Annotated in this window: 20 protein-coding genes; 8 read left to right on the forward strand and 12 right to left on the reverse strand. The window is 41.0% G+C overall.

Annotated features, from left to right (window positions below; all coding sequences use genetic code 11):
* Position 1: 1 nt before the first annotated feature.
* Positions 2-1,321, forward strand: a complete 1,320-nt coding sequence (locus tag ABE28_RS19475; RefSeq protein ID WP_064465528.1) for an SLC5/6 family protein — start codon at positions 2-4, stop codon at positions 1,319-1,321.
* Positions 1,322-1,545: 224 nt separating this feature from the next.
* Here the strand turns inward: ABE28_RS19475 and ABE28_RS19480 are convergent, their stop codons facing one another.
* The 3 genes from ABE28_RS19480 to ABE28_RS25245 all read right to left on the reverse strand — a co-directional run bounded on the left by ABE28_RS19480 (position 1,546) and on the right by ABE28_RS25245 (position 4,120).
* Positions 1,546-3,009, reverse strand: a complete 1,464-nt coding sequence (locus ABE28_RS19480; RefSeq protein ID WP_064465529.1) for a protein adenylyltransferase SelO — start codon at positions 3,007-3,009, stop codon at positions 1,546-1,548.
* A 374-nt stretch (positions 3,010-3,383) separates the two neighbouring features.
* Positions 3,384-3,794, reverse strand: coding sequence for a hypothetical protein (locus ABE28_RS19485; protein WP_064465530.1), 411 nt, complete (start codon positions 3,792-3,794; stop codon positions 3,384-3,386).
* A 176-nt stretch (positions 3,795-3,970) separates the two neighbouring features.
* The gene (locus ABE28_RS25245) at positions 3,971-4,120 is read right to left on the reverse strand and encodes a hypothetical protein (RefSeq protein WP_156775839.1); all 150 of its coding nucleotides are present in this window, start codon (positions 4,118-4,120) and stop codon (positions 3,971-3,973) included.
* A 309-nt stretch (positions 4,121-4,429) separates the two neighbouring features.
* On the opposite strand from ABE28_RS25245, the gene ABE28_RS19490 reads away from it, so the two are divergent.
* Entirely contained in the window at positions 4,430-5,122 is a 693-nt protein-coding gene (locus ABE28_RS19490) for an FHA domain-containing protein (protein ID WP_064465531.1), read from the forward strand.
* A 179-nt stretch (positions 5,123-5,301) separates the two neighbouring features.
* Positions 5,302-5,616: a hypothetical protein gene (locus ABE28_RS19495; RefSeq protein ID WP_064465532.1), complete on the forward strand. Its 315-nt coding sequence runs from the start codon at positions 5,302-5,304 to the stop codon at positions 5,614-5,616.
* Positions 5,617-6,226: 610 nt separating this feature from the next.
* Here the strand turns inward: ABE28_RS19495 and spoIID are convergent.
* The 5 genes from spoIID to ABE28_RS19520 form a co-directional block, all read right to left on the reverse strand.
* Positions 6,227-7,261 carry a stage II sporulation protein D gene (spoIID, locus tag ABE28_RS19500; RefSeq protein ID WP_064465533.1) on the reverse strand — a complete coding sequence of 345 codons (1,035 nt, stop codon included), beginning with the start codon at positions 7,259-7,261 and terminating at the stop codon, positions 6,227-6,229.
* Positions 7,262-7,423: 162 nt separating this feature from the next.
* Positions 7,424-8,515 (reverse strand): GerAB/ArcD/ProY family transporter, encoded by a 1,092-nt coding sequence (locus ABE28_RS19505; RefSeq protein ID WP_064465534.1) that lies wholly within the window; start codon positions 8,513-8,515, stop codon positions 7,424-7,426.
* Between the two features lie 153 nt (positions 8,516-8,668).
* Complete coding sequence (locus ABE28_RS19510; RefSeq protein WP_064465535.1) at positions 8,669-8,875, reverse strand: hypothetical protein; 207 nt, start codon at positions 8,873-8,875, stop codon at positions 8,669-8,671.
* Between the two features lie 183 nt (positions 8,876-9,058).
* Positions 9,059-9,670: an NAD(P)H:quinone oxidoreductase gene (gene wrbA / locus ABE28_RS19515; protein ID WP_064465597.1), complete on the reverse strand. Its 612-nt coding sequence runs from the start codon at positions 9,668-9,670 to the stop codon at positions 9,059-9,061.
* A 243-nt stretch (positions 9,671-9,913) separates the two neighbouring features.
* The gene (locus tag ABE28_RS19520) at positions 9,914-11,830 is read right to left on the reverse strand and encodes an FUSC family protein (protein WP_156775843.1); all 1,917 of its coding nucleotides are present in this window, start codon (positions 11,828-11,830) and stop codon (positions 9,914-9,916) included.
* Between the two features lie 204 nt (positions 11,831-12,034).
* Here ABE28_RS19520 and ABE28_RS19525 point away from each other — a divergent pair, with 204 nt between their 5' ends.
* The 3 genes from ABE28_RS19525 to ABE28_RS19540 all read left to right on the forward strand — a co-directional run bounded on the left by ABE28_RS19525 (position 12,035) and on the right by ABE28_RS19540 (position 15,177).
* Positions 12,035-12,928, forward strand: coding sequence for a LysR family transcriptional regulator (locus ABE28_RS19525; protein WP_064465536.1), 894 nt, complete (start codon positions 12,035-12,037; stop codon positions 12,926-12,928).
* Between the two features lie 753 nt (positions 12,929-13,681).
* A complete protein-coding gene (locus ABE28_RS19535; RefSeq protein WP_064465537.1) occupies positions 13,682-14,065 on the forward strand; it encodes a GntR family transcriptional regulator in 384 nt (127 codons plus the stop codon).
* Positions 14,066-14,070: 5 nt separating this feature from the next.
* Positions 14,071-15,177, forward strand: a complete 1,107-nt coding sequence (locus ABE28_RS19540) for a DUF1648 domain-containing protein (protein WP_064465538.1) — start codon at positions 14,071-14,073, stop codon at positions 15,175-15,177.
* A 329-nt stretch (positions 15,178-15,506) separates the two neighbouring features.
* Here the strand turns inward: ABE28_RS19540 and ABE28_RS19550 are convergent, their stop codons facing one another.
* From ABE28_RS19550 to ABE28_RS25250, 3 genes are all read right to left on the reverse strand, one after another.
* On the reverse strand, positions 15,507-15,725 hold the full coding sequence (locus ABE28_RS19550; RefSeq protein WP_257390829.1) for a DUF3953 domain-containing protein: 219 nt from the start codon (positions 15,723-15,725) through the stop codon (positions 15,507-15,509).
* Between the two features lie 132 nt (positions 15,726-15,857).
* On the reverse strand, positions 15,858-16,175 hold the full coding sequence (locus ABE28_RS19555) for a putative quinol monooxygenase (RefSeq protein WP_064465540.1): 318 nt from the start codon (positions 16,173-16,175) through the stop codon (positions 15,858-15,860).
* A gap of 182 nt (positions 16,176-16,357) precedes the next feature.
* Positions 16,358-16,513, reverse strand: coding sequence for a hypothetical protein (locus ABE28_RS25250; RefSeq protein ID WP_156775844.1), 156 nt, complete (start codon positions 16,511-16,513; stop codon positions 16,358-16,360).
* Positions 16,514-16,705: 192 nt separating this feature from the next.
* Between ABE28_RS25250 and ABE28_RS25495 the strand changes: the two genes are divergently transcribed.
* The gene (locus ABE28_RS25495) at positions 16,706-16,864 is read left to right on the forward strand and encodes a hypothetical protein (RefSeq protein WP_167353414.1); all 159 of its coding nucleotides are present in this window, start codon (positions 16,706-16,708) and stop codon (positions 16,862-16,864) included.
* Between the two features lie 358 nt (positions 16,865-17,222).
* On the opposite strand, the gene ABE28_RS19560 is transcribed toward ABE28_RS25495, so the two are convergent.
* Entirely contained in the window at positions 17,223-17,780 is a 558-nt protein-coding gene (locus tag ABE28_RS19560) for a TetR/AcrR family transcriptional regulator (protein ID WP_064465541.1), read from the reverse strand.
* Positions 17,781-17,894: 114 nt separating this feature from the next.
* Between ABE28_RS19560 and ABE28_RS19565 the strand changes: the two genes are divergently transcribed.
* Positions 17,895-18,728, forward strand: a complete 834-nt coding sequence (locus ABE28_RS19565; protein ID WP_064465542.1) for an alpha/beta hydrolase — start codon at positions 17,895-17,897, stop codon at positions 18,726-18,728.
* The last annotated feature ends 110 nt before the right edge of the window (positions 18,729-18,838 follow it).

Below are 18,838 nucleotides of genomic sequence, written 5' to 3' on the forward strand. Positions count from 1 at the left end.
ATTGCGATCACGGACATTTCAAGAATACGTACAAGGCCCGATCCAACTCGGGATGGGGCTAGGAATCATTTCCCTCCTGGCACGCTGGGTGACGGGAACCACCATATTATCTTCTCCTGAATCGATGGTGAAGTATGGCGTTTTCGGGGGAATTGGCTACGCAATAATGGGGGCGGTCGCCCTATTCATGTTCAGCTTCATCGGTAAGCGGGTTCGGCAAGATTTTCCAGCGGGATTGACGATGGGCGACTATTTGAAAACGAGGCTGCACCCATTGGGATATTGGATTCTGCTCGTCATTCTCGTCATCACCAGCTTACACATTTTATTCATCCAGGGAATGGCCGCCTCCACCCTATGTCAATTCCTTTTCGATACACCGCTGTATGTCGGATTATTTTTCTTTTTCGTTTTTTGTATTCTTTTTGCAGGCTTCGGCGGACTGAAGCTCATTCATGGTTTCGCAGCCTTTCAAGTCGTTTTCATGTTTGCCGCCGTCATCTTGATCCCTTTATATTTTTTCGTCAAGGAAGGCATCCAGCCTGTTTATGATGGAATCCGCCTGTACCACCCCTATATGCTGGTGATCAATAAGTATGACTTATGGAGTTTCATATTTGCCGGACTTCTTGTCGGATTCGGCCAATTTTTCTTTGATTTGACGTCATGGCAGCGTTTGTTCATGATTGAACTGAAAAAGGTACCCTTAACCTTTTCCTTGTCCGGCCTGATATGGCTTATATTCCCGCTCTCGTTTTCATCACTGTTCATCATGGTGATCTTTACAGGCGGCTTCACTGATATCCACTCCATTTTAGAGGGGCTGGCAAACAAGATCACGACGCCATTCTTTTTCATCCTGTTTGTGCTTTGTGCCTTCAGTGCCATCACGTCAACTTTCGGGGCCTGCCTGCACGCATTGGTCAGCTTGATTGTCGCCAATATGATCGTGCCCTTCCAGAACCAAACGAATGACCAGCAAAAAATCAGGATGGCCTACCTTCTTTCAATCTGTATCGGCGCATTGATATTCATGGCAACACTCTTCTATTCCCCAAACCTATTGGAGCTTTTATTTTATTCCGGGAATATCTATTCGGCCTTGCTCGCTCCCATACTTGTGATCGTTTTCAGCAGAGGGAAAGTTGCCAATTTCATACCGATAAGTGCGGCTTTGGCCATCGCTGCCTCATACATCATCCAGCCTTATGCAAGTGAATTTCAAAGCATTTGGTTCAGTGGAATAATATCCTTCACGATCATCGTCGTATGCACGATCTTTAGCTTCATCAAGAATTCATGGGAACTTCGTAAAGTCTAAAAAAAAGCTGCCGACATGATGTCGGCAGTTTTTTTATCGTCTGCCTCGTTTTAAGTCGTAACTCAACAGTTCGGGCCTTTTACTCGCCAATTTTGCCCTTTTACTCGCCAATTAGGGCCTTTTACTCGCCAATTTCGACTTCTCGATGAGCAGCTTCAGCAGCCGCCTCTTGTCATATGAAAAGACGGTATCCAGAGAGACTGGACACCGTCTTTTTTTCATCATCAAGTTCCGCAAAAAGTCCGATATGGCGTGGATGATACAGGCAGTGTGGTGTATTCAGCTTGTTTGGCGGAATGCTCGTAAGGGTTTGCCAGAGCATCCAAAAGCCGCTCCATCACGCTGTAGTCTCCTTTTTCCACGGCAGCCGCTAGAGCCTCTTCGACACGGTGGTTCCGCGGGATAACCGCCGGATTGCTGCTTTGCATCAGCTGGTTTGATGCTTCTTTCGATTCCTGCTGCCTGCCCAGTCTTGCCTTCCAAAGCTCATGCCACTGAACGTATTCCGGTGCCCCGAAAAGGACCGTGTCCTCCATCGTATCGAACGATAAAGCGCTGAATGTATTCGTATAATCGGCACCATGTTTCTTCATCATGCTGAGGAGGCCATTGATTAACGCTTCATCCTGTGTTTCTTCATTGAATAACCCTAATTTCGCTCGCATCCCCGCTAGCCAGTGGGCGTGATGCAGTTCTTTAAAAGCGGAAATCTTCTCTTGTGCGAGCTCGACTGCCTGATCCAGATCATCATCCAGCAACGGCAACAGAGATTCTGCGAACCGCGCAAGATTCCAGCCGCCAATAACCGGCTGATTGCCATAGGCATAGCGGCCTTGGGTGTCAATTGAGCTGAATACCGTAGCCGGATCATATTCATCCATGAAGGCACATGGGCCATAATCGATCGTTTCCCCGCTAATCGTCATGTTGTCGGTGTTCATCACTCCATGAATGAAGCCAACCAGCTGCCATTGGGCAATAAGCTTTGCCTGACGCTTGATCACTTCCTCGAAAAATGAAAGATACCGATTCTCCGCTGTTTCAACTTCTGGATAATGTCGCATTATCGCATAATCTGCAAGCGTCCTGAGCTCCTCGACCGTCCCCCATTTCGCTGCGAACTGAAAGGACCCGACACGCAGATGACTCGCTGCGACACGGGTCATGATCGCCCCGGGCAGCCTGGTTTCACGGATGATCGATTCGCCGGTCGTCACCACTGCCAGACTTCGGGTCGTCGGAATGCCCAATGCATGCATCGCCTCGCTGATGATATACTCCCGAAGCATCGGCCCCAATGCCGCACGCCCATCGCCCCCGCGCGAATACGGCGTTCTTCCCGGACCCTTCAGCTGGATATCGACCCTCCCTCCTTGAGGCAGGATTTGCTCTCCAAGCAGTATCGCCCGGCCATCCCCCAACATGTTAAAATGCCCGAACTGGTGCCCCGCATACGCTTGAGCAAGAGGCGAACCACCTACTGGAGCCTCGTTTCCGGCAAACACCGCCACGGCCATTTCGCCTTTCAATGCCTCCACATCCAGACCGAGCGATAGCGCCAGCGGTTCATTGAGGATGACCAACTCAGGGGAGCTTACAGGTGTCGGATTCGTGCTCGTGAAAAACTTTTCCGGAAGGCGGGCATAACTATTGTCTAAATTCCATCCTGCTTCATTACTCTTAGTCATGGCTTCTCCTTTTCTTTTTTGTCGTTTTGTATGAATGCTATTTCCCTCATCATTTCAGCTAAAAATCAATTCTTGAAACCAAAGATTGCAGTCATTTCTAATGTCTGCTTCTGCCAATTTATTATACCGTTTCCATATGAAAATGGCTCTTTTTAAGTATGGTGTAGGACTCCATGAAAAGCTATCCTGCCAATATAACCATAACACGGCATGCATCACTTTTCGTTCTCAAACTAAAAAAGGGTAATCACTTCATAAATACCCTTCTTTCTGCAAATGGAACAATTCCTTTTTATACTGGTAAGAAAATGACATGGATAATCCTCATAACCAAGACATACACCCAAATTAATATGGAGTCTGATTTAAATCAGCTATTCGAAATCGTATGCATCGTCATTCATACTGATCGCGGCATCTTGCTTCCCACTATTTAGGACCAGTTTGATGCTTCCTTCTCCGGACAAAGATTCAAATGAACGTTTTGCATCTCCCTTTATTACTTCAGAAAATACCTCTTCACCCTCCGAATCCATTACTATACATTCTATTTCACTATCAGTTTGATCGTTCTTTATTGAAATGGTATTGTTATCCTTCAATAGTGTTTTCATTTCTAGCGTTTTCCTTTTATGAAGGCTGCCGGATAAAGTCATATCAGCTACTAAAACTTTTGAGTCTCTTATATAGGTTTCACTCACTTCAATCCCATCTTTAACCACCTCTCCTTTTTCTGGAAATATATTGATGATAAGTCCAAGCAGTAAGAAAGCACTTATCACCATTAACGTTTTTTCATAAGGAACATCTCCTTACTTTTACATTTTAGGTATATTTTATCATAAAATCATCTTTAACCGATAAAAAAACCCACCGCTGTTCCGGTAGGCCTACTTCTTATTTTTTAACCGATATCACTTCGGGATTAAGTTCAACGTCGTCATCACATCCCGGGCTTTATTTAATTCAGGATAGCCAGGGTGATGAAGGCTATGCCAAATATGCAGTACAGACCGAGGGTAAGGGGCTGGGGATAAATGATGTAAACCATCATGCTAATGATCATCAGCAGGATGCTGTAGGCATTGATTCTATCTCTCCACATACTCATCTTTGGTCAACTCCTTTTTGATTGCGTTTTGAACGGAGAATCATTCTCCGGCTGTGTCAGTGCTTGTCCTTTAACGACGGAATTCCTGACGCTTATCGGCCCTTGCATTGAATGGCGCTTCCGCTTCAACAGGATTCATGTCATGGCCGTCTTCGTGCCTAATTTTGATTTTTTTTCATTTTTCGTTAGGATGTATGCGTCTGATAATTTATAATTATAGGATTGCAACCACTAAATAGCCATGTAGCTAAAATGATAAGTTCATGAAAATATACTAAATATTCAGATTTTTAAGGAGAAGTGCAGGAAATGTTTTATAAAACTTACAAGGTTGTCCTGAGAACCTTGCATAAAGGTCAGATCGAGGAATTCTCCTATGTATATGAAGGGAAAAGTCTATTGATTGGACGTGCAAGCCAGTACTCCCAAGCGGATTTCAAACTTTATAATGACTTCGTTTCCAGGGAACATTGCCGTATTTATATGCTGGAAGGAAAGCTTTTCATTGAGGATTTGGCGAGCAAGCACGGAACCTCCGTGAACCAGATGCCGCTTGTACCGGGTCATCCTTGCCCCATTGAACCAGGGGATGTCATTACTTTGATTAATGGATTGATTGAATTCATGATTTCCATCGACAACGATTTAACCATGGATTTGACTCCGGTGAGCCAGGAATTGCAGCATACGGTGATCATAAATGAGCATCTTCAGACCGTGACCATCAATGAAGAACCCCCCATTAAAATGCCGACGAAGGAATTCAATTGCTTTAAGCTGCTTTATGAGAACCTGGATCACCTTATTGCAAAAGAAAGAATCGTTCAGCATGTATGGCCCGAAAGAAGTGGTGATTCCGAGCAAATCGTGACAGCCGAAGAGATCGCTTCCCTTCTCTACAGGGTGCGAAAGCGGATCAATGGCCATTTCGCCATTAAAGCCGTAATCCAAAAAGGCTATTATATGGAATCGATTCTCTCCATCAACCTCTCGGACCTGTAATGAACAGGTTATGGAGTCATGGCCTGCACCCCATTTGTTAGGCGCCGTCCCATGATTGGAGGAGTTGTTTCTCCATCCAATCGTCGTTACACTTGTAAGCATCCTTCATTGGGTGCTTTTTATTTTGAAGGAAATTATTCTCTTTTGTTGAATATATATTTAAAAAAGGAGGTGAGTACGTGGAGGTTAAACATAGAACTTTATACTTTTTAGAAATCATGGAAAATGGAGAACATTATTCTTTTGATTATGAAACCGAAGATGAAGCCTATCATGCATTCGAGTTCCTTGTGAAGACATACAAGGATAACAGAATTGTTGATAAAGGACCTATTATTTCCGCTGATAATATCACCCAATTGAGTATATGCAAAACTCAGGAAGGTTCTGTACCAAAATGCGCAATCGCAAACTACTCGCCTTTTGAATGGTTCAAGGATACACACGAGGAGATTAAACTCTCCGCTAAAATATACTACGAAAATCAAAAATGAAGACGAAGTTAGGCATCTACGGATGCCTTTTTTATTGGAAATCGGATACAAGCCACGTTAGCTGGGTGTCTGCTTATCCGAACAAATCAGTGCACATGCTAGAACATACCCTTTATTAGCCGAACGATCATCCTTGGAATGAAAGCCAGGAATTTAATAGCCCATTCAACGATGATTGAATCGAGAATTTCACCCATTATGTCTTTGAAAATGCGCTTCCTTGATTGTCTTGTTTTCAAATTATCCCCTCGTTACCTTTCCATTTTCCCTATCATCCGTTCAAAAACAATAACCCACAATGGAGATAGGATCATAAAGAATAAGAATATACCCAAACCAAGCAGTTCCTTCTTTGTTGCTTTACTAGTAAATGCCGTTCAATTAAAAGCACAGACATTCCATTCACCATAATAATAACCGCTATTCATTGTAAACACCAAAATACAAAGTGGATAATTCCTGCCGTAATCCATAATAGTAATGCTGGAATAAAAAACTTTATTCTGTATTTTATCGTTTCATTTTCACATCTCCATAAAGACAGCCCCCGATAGAGGCACACTAAGAAAAAGAGCTGCTCATCACAGCTCAACATATGATTGAGATTTTTTCACTTTTTCACATACATTTTGTTTATGAAGGGTTCAACCGAAGAAATCGTTACATCCTGATAATAATAATGAACAATATCCTTGTAATTCTTACCTTCCATGGCTAATCCGTTAGCACCATATTGACTCATGCCTACTCCGTGACCATTGCCCCTAGTATTGATAATAACCTTATTTCCTTCTCTTTTAAATGTGAAATCGGAAGAATTAAGTTTTAGCTTATTTCTGATCGCTTTACCGCTATACTTCTTATCACTGATTTCAATGAACTTTATTCGATTTCCTTCAGATTTCGAGAGTATCGTCCCTATATTCACATCATTATTCAGTTTTGTCCCCAGCAACTCTTCAAATTCAGGTACTGGAATACTCGTTTGATTTTGAAATTTAGGAGATTGCAGATCCCAAGGACTATCAACGCTTTTTAAATATGGCGTTTCATTCCCCCAATAATCCTCAGAATTCTCCGTATATCCATTACTGGTTGAAAAGAAAGAAGCATCAATTGGTTTCTCATCATAAGTTATAATCTGACCTTTTGTTGCATCGACTGCTTTTTGCACTTTAGATAAATTTGCTTGATAATCCTTTCCCCACTCACTAGCTAGTTCTTCCTTATTTTTAAAGATTTGGTGGTATTGAATACTATCCGTTATATCGGTTCCTTCCGGTAAGTTAATTTTGGAAGGTGAGAGCATTTGTTTGACCAGAAATGTTCTAGCTGCCAAGGATTGAGCCTTTAAAGCTTCCGGTTCAAAAGAAACGGGCATTTCAGAGGCAACCACTCCTGCAACATACTCTTCCAAAGGAATATTTTCAATCTCTTTAGTCATTGTCCGATAAACTGAAACGTCGATGGATGGCTCCGCTTGGTTTTTATCAGTATGATCATTGCTGTTTGTTAAATCCTGCTTTGCTGAGGCATTAATATGCTTTGGATTGTTTGAAAAGGAAAGCACCAGAATGGAAGGTACTACTAAAGTGACCAAAATGGTCGTTAGAACGATCCACATCAATGGATGGAATTTATTCATCTTACCTCCTTAATAAATAAATCGTTTTAGAAAGGGTATGAATGAATGGCACCCTGTATTACCAATTGTCATAACGAAAAAGCACTCCCTTTTACTTATAAGCGCTTTGGATGAAGGTAGTTTTAACCCTCAAGTACCGTTAGCACGTAGAGGATAAGAATTTCAAAAGCGTTTCCATTTTTTTTTTATTTTTATTAGAACGAATAGGAGCGGTAAGTACAAAACAATGAAGCTGACGCTGTATGGATTGATAATTTTGTTTGTTACATGCAAGATGTCGATATCGTAATAAAATATATTGACTAGTATGATGATTATGGACATGATCCATAAGGGATATTTTTGCTGGATATTGAATACGCGCTTGATCCCCCTGCTGGCGGCCCATAATGGAATGACCATGTTGGGGATGATAATGATGGCCCACCAAGAAATGGTTATGTACTCGAACCGTTGGATAAAAGGCAGTTCAATGATGCTGGTCATCGTTAAGGTTGGCCAAAGGGTAAGGGTCAGCAGCTTGAGTGGATAAAAGGCGATTGAAACGAAATAGACTATCAAAGCCAGTAAGGTAGTGGTCAGTGCACCTCCATGGGCAAACTTTTGTGATGTTTCCGCTTTTTTTATGAACGGATAATACATCAGAAGCATTTCAAAACCGAGCATCGTTAAGGAGGTGCTTCTGGTTCCTTTCAGGATGTCCAGGATGGAATGATCGAATATCGGAAGTACACCCGTGAAATCCGAATATTTAATACCGTAAAACGGGAAAAATAAAAGCCAATATGAAATGATGATCGATAAAAAGGCAATGCCTGTAACCGTTCTGAATCCCCCTGAAATGATATAATAAATCAGGATGAGGAACACCGTAACCAACGCCCAAGCAGGCACATCATCAAACATCCAAACATGTATGACACGTATATATCCGACGATGACCGTCATTCCCAGTATAAAAAAGTACAATATGAACAAGAAGCTGAAGAAACTGCCCATCCATTTACCGAACACATAATGGTTCGCATATATAATATCACCCGGAACCATTTTGAAAATCTTATAAATGAGCCAAATCAATAGGTGAATAATCAATCCTGCCAGAAGTATGGACATCCAGCCATCTGTACCCGTGAACTTCGCCAGTTCCCTTTGAAAGCTCAACGCACCTAATCCTGTTTGCATGCCATGTATTAAAAAGAACACATAAAATGGCGATACCTTATACTTTTCATTAACAGTAGCTTGGTTCATATAAGACCCTCATTTGTATCACTGATTTCTAATGTTATTAATTTGGCTTTTAGTAATCATGGGTATACAAGAAATTCATTTATCACCCGCATTCCGAATGAGTGGTGCACATGAACAGAAAAAAAAGGCACCAAAATTGGCAGCCCCTCGAATTCACCGGATGTATGCTGATCTAAACTCCATCTTCTTTTCTTGATACATATTATCTTTATATTCATAAGTTACTTCAATCCTACCAATGAACATGGCGGGAGTAATTTGACCATGCTGCCAAAAAGCAACATTATCAAATGGATGATCCGGAGGAATCAGGAATTCCCCGAGAATAATGACGGTTTTCGTATCGCCAATGGACACCATTTTTCTGTCTACTGGAACATCCTCATAACTCTCACCCATACTGGTATCGGTTTTATATACTTGTTCGTTCTTTTAACGAATTCCGTAAAGAAGTAAAGCGCCTATATTCTTATCATCGCTGTAAAAACCCCGGATTCGATATCCGGGGATAAGTTGCGATCATCTTATTTATGTGGAATGTATTTATTGATTTCCTTTTTTGACCCATTCGGCAACGGTGACTGTACGTTTGGCTTGATGTTTTACGGCATCTGTCACTTCTTCAATCATTTTACCATCTTGTCCAACCGTTACGCTTGTTCCATATGGATTTCCACCTGCACCAAATAGGACTGGGTCCGTATAACCAGGAGTGGCAATGATGGCACCCCAGTGCATCATGGAGGTGTATAACGATAACAAGGTAGCTTCTTGCCCGCCATGTGGGTTTTGCGCTGAAGTCATGGCACTGACTACTTTATTCACGGTCTTGCCGCTTGCCCAAAGTCCGCCTTGGGTATCGAGGAACTGTTTCATTTGTGATGCCACATTCCCAAAACGCGTTGGGACACTGAATATGATGGCATCTGCCCATTCGATTTCAGCCGATGTCGCTACCGGTACGTCTTTTGTTGCTTCGACTGTCGCTTTCCATGCTTCATTCCCTTCGATAGCGGATTGAGGAGCCAGTTCTTGTACTTTCAATACCTTCACATCAGCTCCTGCTTCCTTCGCGCCTTCTTCGGCCCATTTTGCCAATTGATAATTCGTTCCGCCCATACTATAAAATATGACGGCTAATTTAACGTTTGACATTGTTTCCATCCCCTTTTCCGTTAACTTTTCGCATTTTGTCCTTTTTACCCTGCCTGCATAATCTTCTCTAAATCCAAATGCAGTATCCTTTCCTTTCATATGAAAAGGCCAGCAATTGACAGCCTTGTTCCTCACTTAAAGAAGGCTTTTCAATACACTTCCTGCACTCACCAAAAATCACACCTATTATCTTCCTCTATATTCTTATACCCCACTTCACTTCTTTTACTCTCGAAACAGATGTCATGAATGAAGTTGAAGCGATTTTTGCAAATACATGATTTCATTTTGTATGCTCGAGAACGATTTTATTTCAGGGACAATTTTTATTGAAGGAGATTGTTTTCTTTCGGCAGTAATGGCCATCGTTTCAAAAACATAAAGTATTTGGGCGAGCTCCTTGTCTGAAAGGGTTGGACGCTTTTGCACCTTGGAGCAATTTTCCAATAAATACCCCAATCGTTCGATTGAAAATATAACCGGCCAATAATATTCCAATGCCTTTTGGTTGACCGGAAGCTCACCTGCTGCGGTAGTATAGAGTGTTTTTAAATGAATGATGTTTGTTTGCATTTTTTTCATTTCACTCTTATCGTCGACCATGTCAGAAAAAAGGAGCAATAAAAATTGCCCTTGGCTGCGGATGGTTTTCGTAACTAAATGAGGTAAGCGGCTGGATGCAGACCTTCTGCCTACTAACCATACGCCAATTAAGCCAATGCCAATTCCGATTAGCACATCAATTAATCTAGCTGATGCAAAATAAGAAAAACTGAAGGTTCCTTGACTCGTGCTTTCAGCCATGAGTAACGCATTCGGTGTAAAGAATAGTGTAGCTAATCCATAATTTTTCACAATAAAAAGCTCTGTTATGAACGTCAACAGCAGAATGAGCAATACTATGATGTATCCGTAAGGCTGTGCAGCAAGAATGAAACTGGCAATTAAAATGCCCGCCATTGTACCGAATCCTCTTTGGATGGCTCGATGATATGTAGTCACAATGGTCGAGCCTGACATGACTGCAACACAAGATAATGGCACCCAATAGGAACGGGCTAAATCAAATTGATGGGCAATGATCGCTGCGAAAATGATTACTGTACAGAATCTCAATGCAGAGACGAAGACAATTGAATTTTTGTCGAATGCTCCGCCAAACACCATCTTGATTGATGGTTTAGAAATTTGGATCACTTTATTTTCCCATGTTGCTTCATGCATGGTCGCGTCAGCATCATATATTCTTACGAATAATGCTGCAACTTTATCATTCATTTCTTCTGGCTGGAGAATTTTTTTACAAACTAGTTTATCTGTATCCTTTTTATCGAGCTTGGTCGTCATTTCCCGAATGGTTTGCCCTATTTCCGCTGGTAATTTTGGATGCTCTTCTGAAAAATTTTCGAGTATGTATATAAATATCTTATTTGCATGATCATTCAATACATACAGTCGATTAAATACTTCCGTTTTTCGCCACGGAATATACCCTGCTGCAAGTGTTCCTTCTGCCTCTTTTAAAACTGACATGACTCGGTTTTTAGACTCATTGAATTCCTCTGTACCAACAGAATCAACAAAAGCGGCAAGTTCTGTATACACCCTCTTAACTACACCTGTTTCAGGTCCATGCGGATTGAATACCCAACCGATCATTGCAATGATCCAGGATAAGGTGCCGCCTAAAAAAACGAGGCCAGCCCGTACTGGCGCAAGCTCTGGATTGACAGGCATTCCTGTTGTCATCGCAAAGACTAAAACAAAAAAAATAGCCGATGGGCCGGGAATTTGGAGTGCTCCAAAAATAAAAATGGCTGTCGCTCCTATAATTCCCATTAAAATAGCTGTTGCAACCGGGTAAGGGGCAGCGAATGTTCCAAGTGCTGAAACAAAGGTCATACCAAGTACAACAAAAAATAGCTTTTTAGCGTTTTGAGCATATGGAATATTGAAAACGTAAAGGTAAGTAAATCCCCCCATACCAGCTAACAGTCCATATTCGAAATGGCCAAGCAGCAATCCAATAAAAACGGGCAGCGCTGAAGCCAACCCCGCACAGAATGCTTTTACCCAAGGAAAAGGCTTTTTATTGACACTCATGGCCTGCTTTAGAATGGATGGCAATTTAGCAGGAATTGATTTATTCATTTCTCTCATAAGATGGCTCCTTTTTTAAGCATAAGAAATCTGTATGTCAGCTCATGAACAGATTGGTGACTATTATTAAATGGGGTAGCTTCTCACCTTATAATGTACCGATCTATTTTCATTATACTTCCCGAATGCCATGCATACCTAATTGTCTTTTTTATCAAATCCATGCATGATTGTAATACCAGATGGTTTAGGAGGATGTTGTTGATGGATCTACAGCAATTAAAATATTTTCAAACATTGGCTGATATTAAGAACTTTTCAAGGGCAGCAGTTACATTAGACCTTTCCCAGCCTGCATTGAGTCGTTCAATCTCTCGACTTGAACAAGAAATCGGCGTACCGCTTTTTGAACGAAAAAGTCATGGAGTGGAATTGAACAGATACGGTAAAATATTTCTTCAACATACAAATCAAGCTTTATTGGAAATACATGCAGCCAAACAGGAAATCAATGATTTAAACAACCCCCTCCATGGAACGATTTCATTGGCATTCATTCAGACGCTTGGCTCCAGCTTTGTACCTGAACTAATTAGTGCCTTTCGTCAAGGAGCTCCAAAATTGAGATTTCAATTGTATCAGCACACAACAAGTGAGATTTTGGATCGATTAGCGTCTACTGAAATTGACATTGGCTTTTGTTCTCCACAAGAACCACTCGAAAATTTCAGCTCCATACCAATTGTGAGGGATGAATTATTTTTAATAGTCCCCCATGACCATAGACTTGCCGGAAGGAAAGAAGTTGATTTAAGTGAGGTAGCCAATGATCCATTTGTACTTTTTAAGCCTGAAACTGCTATTCGTGATGTAATTGAGGACATTTGCCATAAAGCCGGATTTCAACCAAAAAAATCTTTTGAGGGATTAGAAGAGCGAACTGTTGCCGGACTTGTCGGGGCCAAATTCGGAGTTGCCATCATTCCATTCATTCCTGGTCTGGATAAGGAAAAAATTTCATTGATCCGGATAAAGAATCCACATAGTGTAAGGGTAATCCAAATGGTTTGGAGAACAACCGGATATATGTCACCTGCAGTTATGAAGTTCAAAACCTTTGTTGAGACAACAATGCGATTATCCGAATTTGAAGGCTGAAGACTGGAATCAGCTTATGCACTGTAAAAAAACATCCTTGAACATTGGAAAATGCGGTTCAGGGGTGTCTTTGTTGTTTCCGTATGCACCCATTAGGAATAGATCCATACAGCAGACGCTTTAGGCAAATAAAAACAAAATATTTAAGCGGGAATGTGGTTTCCTTCTTCTTGAAAGCACCTGTTTTGATCTCAAGATGTAAACCAATGAAAAAAAGAGACTCCTTCTTTCAGCGAAAACAGGCTGCTCGAAACTTTTAAAATGGATATGATGATTCAAACACCAAATATCAGCGTTCCTAACATCATATATGCGAAAGGAAATAGTATTAAGCCAGAATTCACAATGATAGAACCAAACGTCATAACATCTTTATGGATATAATGTGCTTTTAAAGCGAAGAAAAGACCGATGGGGCAAATGACCAAAGGAAAAAATATCGGTAAGCCCTGCACCTTTTCGAGTGTAATAATATCAAACAGAAAATTCACGATGAATAGTAGAGGAACGAAGAATAACAAATAAGAAACGATAAGATATGTCTTTTGCATAAACATATATTTTGGATAATTCACCCATAATCGATTCAGCAATCCCCCCTGCATCTAGGCATAAAAAGGCTGTCCAAATCCCCCTCCTTAACTTAAGTATTCCATTCAGATTAAAACCTGCCTAAAGAAGGAAGCTGAACTTTTGTTATACATTATATAGAACAACGTGTTATACTATCATTAGAACAGTCAGGAGGTACTTATGCTTATCCAAATCGAAACCTCATCGGATATCCCCATTTATACGCAGCTTTCCAATCAACTGATTGAACTAATCGCCCGCGGTCAATTAAAAGGGGGCGATGTATTGCCTTCCGTCAGATCGTTGGCGTCTGACCTTGGGGTGAATATGCATACCGTCAACAAGGCTTACCATGAGCTTGAAGGAAAAGGGATCATCCGCATTGTTCCAAAGTCCGGAGCCGTAATTAACCCATCCATTCGAGATGGCATTTCCCCTGAACATCGTCTGAGGATCGTCGAGGAACTGAAGCCGATTGTTGCCGAGGCAATCGTGCTGGGCATGAATGCGGAGGAAATCCAGCAGCTCACTTCATCCATACTTTTAGATATTAAGGAGGAATAAGACTTATGTCATTATCCATTTTTCTTGTTACACTGGCTTTCATCATTTTGCTGCAAGCCGCCATCCCATTCTTATTGAAACAGACCATTGTTTTTGGCGTTACAATTCCGGAAAACCATATGAAGGAACGAGCGATTTCTTCGTATAAACGCTTTTATTCAGCAACAATACTTATTACCGGTTTCCTTGCATTGATTGTCTATTTCCTCTGGGCGAAAAACCGGACACTTTCCGAAGATCACGTCGTTTTTGCCGGTTTAGCCATCCAGTTCGGTGTTCTTTTGTTAAGCATGACGATGTATCTTTATTTCCATGCAAAAATAACGAAATTGAAACGAACTTATAAGTGGGGTGAAGGATTAAAACAAGTTCGGATAGCTGATCTCACAAGCCATGCAAAAGATGAAATGCTTCCGTCCTACATGTTTGCATTTCCCGCGCTCATTACAGCTGGACTGCTTGTTTATACGGCAAGTCAATACGATCAACTGCCCGCCATGATTCCCACTCATTGGGATATCGCTGGCCAACCTGACGCCTTCAGTCCGAAAACGCCATTTTCCACCATCTCCGCATTGCTCATTCTATTGGTTATCCAGGGAATGATGCTCGGAATCAATGTAATGACAAAACGATCGGGCATCAAGCTGACCTCTGCCAAAAAGAAATCTTCACACATCCAGCAACTTGCCTTCCGTAAATATTCAAGTTGGTTCTTGTTTTTGACGACAGTATTGATCACCATTCTTTTTGGCTTCCTGCAGCTGGTGACCATTCAAGGGGGAATGGGCAATGCCGCTCTTATGGCAGCGATGCCGCTGGGCTTCCTTTTAATCATGCTTATCGTCACCGCCGTCTACGCCTTCAAGGTCGGTCAAAGCGGCTCGCGCATTCGTGTAGCGGCTGAAGACGAGGAAGCGATCGATGCCGCCTATGTCGACGATGACCAGTACTGGAAGGCAGGCATCTTTTATGTGAACAAAAATGATCCTTCCATCTTCGTCGAAAAACGGTTCGGAGTCGGCTGGTCCATAAATTTCGGGAATCCAATCGGCTATATATTCATAATTGGCTCCGTACTGCTAATATTGCTCATTTCATTCTTTTTATAAATTTTCCAACACTGAACATAGGGAAGAAATAACCTTGATTTAAGGAGTTTTCTTCCCTTGCTTTTTCTTCTTAAGATACACTATTTTTGGTTTAGCCGTTTCTCAGCTAAAACGTTTGGCAGGTCCAATAGAGAGAAGGGACCCAGGAGAAATAAAGAGGCGACTCCATTAATGTCCTTGAACGGCATTTTATACGAAGCAATTATCAAAATGCCAAAATAGGCCGACATTCCCACAAGCCTTACGAACAATACCGTACGTTTTTCGATCTGCTGATGTTTCAATTAATCTCTTACTAAAATAAACGAGAATACTGCCTTAAAGACCGTTCAAATCTTCCATGAACCCTGTATGGAAACGAAGAAAAGAAATAATGAGACGACAACACACCCCAAAAACCCTCCTTTTCTATCTTTTTGAAGTTCGACTATTCCCGTTACTAACATAAATGCCCCCACGATGAACATATAGTACGGCATAACAAAGGTGTCAGTTAGTAGTTGATAAGCTGATAAAGCAAGTACCGTTATCGCTAAAATCATTTTCACTTTTTTCAAGAAAGCATTTCCCCCTATTAATTATGTTCGAAAAAGTGACAATCCTTCCTTTACCTGCAATTGAAAAGGAGCTGCGGATCAGCTCCCCGTAATGTGGAATATGACAACGACAAGTATCGTACATTACGTATAAGATGAAATGCCCTTCCCACCCATTGCCTGTAAGGTGCCGATTCTCTCCATTCCAGTAATGATTGGCTTTGCACGCTTGATCAAGGTTTGTGTTGCTTCAAGAGTAAGAGATGCTTGATGGGCGCTTTCACTGCTCCACACTTCATAAACATAAACAGAGTTTGGTTCATTTTCTGAGACATTCACGAGATATATCTCGCATTCATTTAAACCTTCCATGGATTCTGCTGCTTCCAACAAAATATCCACCATATTGTCACGTTCGCCTTCTTGTACATTAAACTTGCCAAACAAACTAAACTTACTCATATCGCCCCCCCTAATTTTTCCATCTTGTTATTTTTTTCTCCATCCAAACTAACTTATCCTTTTATTCCCGTAATAAAAAAAACCTTGCACTAACCTGCTCCTTACGTGCAAAAGAAAAGAGCTGCAGATCAGCTCCTGATAATGATGTAAAAAGCTCCAATCGGTCTTGAAAACTTTTCTTATTATTTCTGATTTTTTAATAGGCGAACCTCTTCTTCCAGTCTATCCACTTTTTGTTGAAGATCCTTCTTCGGTCGCACTAGTTTTCTTAGCAAAAACAAAACGGCGATCACGAAAACGAACAACATGATTAATCCAGGAATACCGATATTACTCAACAAAGCCACACCGCCCATAAATTTTTATAACCAAATTTTAGTATTTATCTTAAAATTAGTCAATAGCTTTTATAGGTCTAATGACTGATTTCCGCTCTGATTAGTCAATGGACCAACTGCTTTCATCTCTGGATACATGAAGTCTTTTTGTAAATAATAAGACTGTTAAACAAGAAATGGAGGAGGATTTGCATGAAACAAAATCAACAAGCTAAAGAGAATTTGGTTGCTATCACGAAACCGGAATTTTCCGGAACTGATGCACAAAAAGTAAAACAACAAATCCAAAAAGATGTGAGCGAGGGACAAGGTGCAATGACTTCCCGCGAGGCAGGAGCAATGCGCGATTAATGACCAGTCAGCATTCCTGTAAATCGTTAAATACCAGGTTCATCTGAGCGTATTCATTTTGGTTTTTCACGTTAATTAATGGATGATAATGTGACAAAAAAACACGTTCAAAAGGCCACCTATCAGCGGCCTTCTTATGTTTAAGTATACTCATTAACAATAATATAATAGCAATTACCGTTAGAAATGATTTTCGTATGATTACATTTCCAATTTTACCGAAGCAGTCTGTATTTATATTAGATGGTCAACGTTTCAGTAACGGTATCTTTTGGTATGAAATTACGAAGGTTGCCCCTGTGCTTCGCACTGATATTGGATAAGCTACCGTTTATCATCCACAACGTAGCTCCTCCTTTTAAAATAATGAAAAAAATCGTTCGATGTTCTCTTCAAAATTTTGTTGGATATTTACTTTCTTCGGTGCAATTCCATTATTCATGAGTTGGAGATGACCCAGTACATGACTCATGAATAATTGAACATTTTGTTCAATCATTGATTTATCTTTTGTAATGGGTTTAATTATTTCAACTAAAATGTTATGCAGCTTTTCCATTTGTTCTGAAACTGCATCAGTATTACTGAATTCAGCAAGTCCACCAACCATATCTGGAAATGTGAGTCTGGATTGTGAATATGAAATCACGCAGAACGCGAATTTACGTAACGCGTCTTTACCTGAGTACGCTAATAATTCATGGTAAATCAATTCGACCAAGCCTTTAAGGTAAATGGCTACAACTCCACTTTTTAAATCCTCCAGATTACTTACATATCGATACATCGACTGCGGCTGAATGGATAATGAACGGGCTAACCCGTTGTAGGTCAGCTTATTAAATCCCATTTCACTGCTGATTTTCAAGCCTTCTTCTAGCACAATTTCTCTTGATAAACTAATTCGCTTTGTCATAATTCCATCCTTCTTTAATTTTGTCGCTTGACTAACTCATACCATGAGTTTATAGTTGGTGACATGAGTTAGCAAGGATTTTAAAAAAATATTTTTAAAGGAGCGCGATTTGCAATGAGTATTCTACAGGTTAATGGTGCCCACTTATATTATGAAAGAATTGGTCAAGGTCCTGTTATCATCTTGATTCCAGGAGCTAATGGCACCGGAGATATTTTCGCCAGAACAGCCGGTTTTTTACAAGAACAGTATACCGTTGTCACGTATGACCGCCGCGGCTATGGAAAAAGTGAATTAACCACATCATTGCCGAATGACGCCCAAAATCCAAACAGTACGTACCGTCTTGAAACCGATGCGAATGATGTAGCTGCATTAGCAAAACACCTTACTGATGAACCCGTATTTATTTTGGGCAGCAGTTCCGGCGCAATTGTCGCTATGGAAACCTTGCAGGACTATCCTGGCATTGTAAAAAAAGTTGCTTTCCACGAACCGCCGATTAACACATTTTTGTCTGATTCATCAGATTGGGCAGCAATGAATGAAAAAATAGTTGAAACTTCCCAGACAGAGGGAATGGCTGCAGCCATGAAACTATTTGGCGAAGCTCTGCATATTGCTCCCATGGATGCCAAAATGATGGCTAAACCAGCTGTTACGCTTGAAGAACCTGATAATCCTGTTGTTAAAGGCATGGCCGATTGGTTCAAGTATGAAATCCTCCAATATACTGGTCGTAAAATGGATTTGAACAAGCTAGCTGGGCAAAAAGAAAAAATCATCTTATTTAATGGAAAAGATTCAGTGGGTTCATTCCCTCAAGATGTTGTCAAAGACTTGTCCGAGAAGCTGGATTTACCCATTCACTCCATTGCTGGCGCTCATTTAGGCTATGTACAGAACCCCCAGGAATTTGCTCAAACTGTAAAAGAAGTATTTGTTTAACGTAGTCCTACAAACGACCATCTCTTTGTTATTTTGTTCAAATTAACCACTCCTTAAAATGGTTTATAACAAAGAACATTATACGAATAATGGGAGAACCCTTATGGAAC

It is taken from the genome of Peribacillus muralis, from assembly GCF_001645685.2.
GTDB lineage: Bacteria > Bacillota > Bacilli > Bacillales > DSM-1321 > Peribacillus > Peribacillus muralis_A.

Excerpts from the sequence above, each read along its gene's own strand:
- ABE28_RS19480 (WP_064465529.1), bottom strand. The coding sequence starts at position 3,009 with ATGACTAAGAGTAATGAAGCAGGATGGAATTTAGACAATAGTTATGCC.
- ABE28_RS19485 (WP_064465530.1), bottom strand. The coding sequence starts at position 3,794 with ATGGTGATAAGTGCTTTCTTACTGCTTGGACTTATCATCAATATATTT.
- ABE28_RS25245 (WP_156775839.1), bottom strand. The coding sequence starts at position 4,120 with ATGAGTATGTGGAGAGATAGAATCAATGCCTACAGCATCCTGCTGATG.
- ABE28_RS19490 (WP_064465531.1), top strand. The coding sequence starts at position 4,430 with ATGTTTTATAAAACTTACAAGGTTGTCCTGAGAACCTTGCATAAAGGT.
- spoIID (WP_064465533.1), bottom strand. The coding sequence starts at position 7,261 with ATGAATAAATTCCATCCATTGATGTGGATCGTTCTAACGACCATTTTG.
- ABE28_RS19505 (WP_064465534.1), bottom strand. The coding sequence starts at position 8,515 with ATGAACCAAGCTACTGTTAATGAAAAGTATAAGGTATCGCCATTTTAT.
- ABE28_RS19510 (WP_064465535.1), bottom strand. The coding sequence starts at position 8,875 with ATGGTGTCCATTGGCGATACGAAAACCGTCATTATTCTCGGGGAATTC.
- wrbA (WP_064465597.1), bottom strand. The coding sequence starts at position 9,670 with ATGTCAAACGTTAAATTAGCCGTCATATTTTATAGTATGGGCGGAACG.
- ABE28_RS19520 (WP_156775843.1), bottom strand. The coding sequence starts at position 11,830 with ATGAGAGAAATGAATAAATCAATTCCTGCTAAATTGCCATCCATTCTA.
- ABE28_RS19525 (WP_064465536.1), top strand. The coding sequence starts at position 12,035 with ATGGATCTACAGCAATTAAAATATTTTCAAACATTGGCTGATATTAAG.
- ABE28_RS19535 (WP_064465537.1), top strand. The coding sequence starts at position 13,682 with ATGCTTATCCAAATCGAAACCTCATCGGATATCCCCATTTATACGCAG.
- ABE28_RS19540 (WP_064465538.1), top strand. The coding sequence starts at position 14,071 with ATGTCATTATCCATTTTTCTTGTTACACTGGCTTTCATCATTTTGCTG.
- ABE28_RS19555 (WP_064465540.1), bottom strand. The coding sequence starts at position 16,175 with ATGAGTAAGTTTAGTTTGTTTGGCAAGTTTAATGTACAAGAAGGCGAA.
- ABE28_RS25495 (WP_167353414.1), top strand. The coding sequence starts at position 16,706 with ATGAAACAAAATCAACAAGCTAAAGAGAATTTGGTTGCTATCACGAAA.
- ABE28_RS19560 (WP_064465541.1), bottom strand. The coding sequence starts at position 17,780 with ATGACAAAGCGAATTAGTTTATCAAGAGAAATTGTGCTAGAAGAAGGC.
- ABE28_RS19565 (WP_064465542.1), top strand. The coding sequence starts at position 17,895 with ATGAGTATTCTACAGGTTAATGGTGCCCACTTATATTATGAAAGAATT.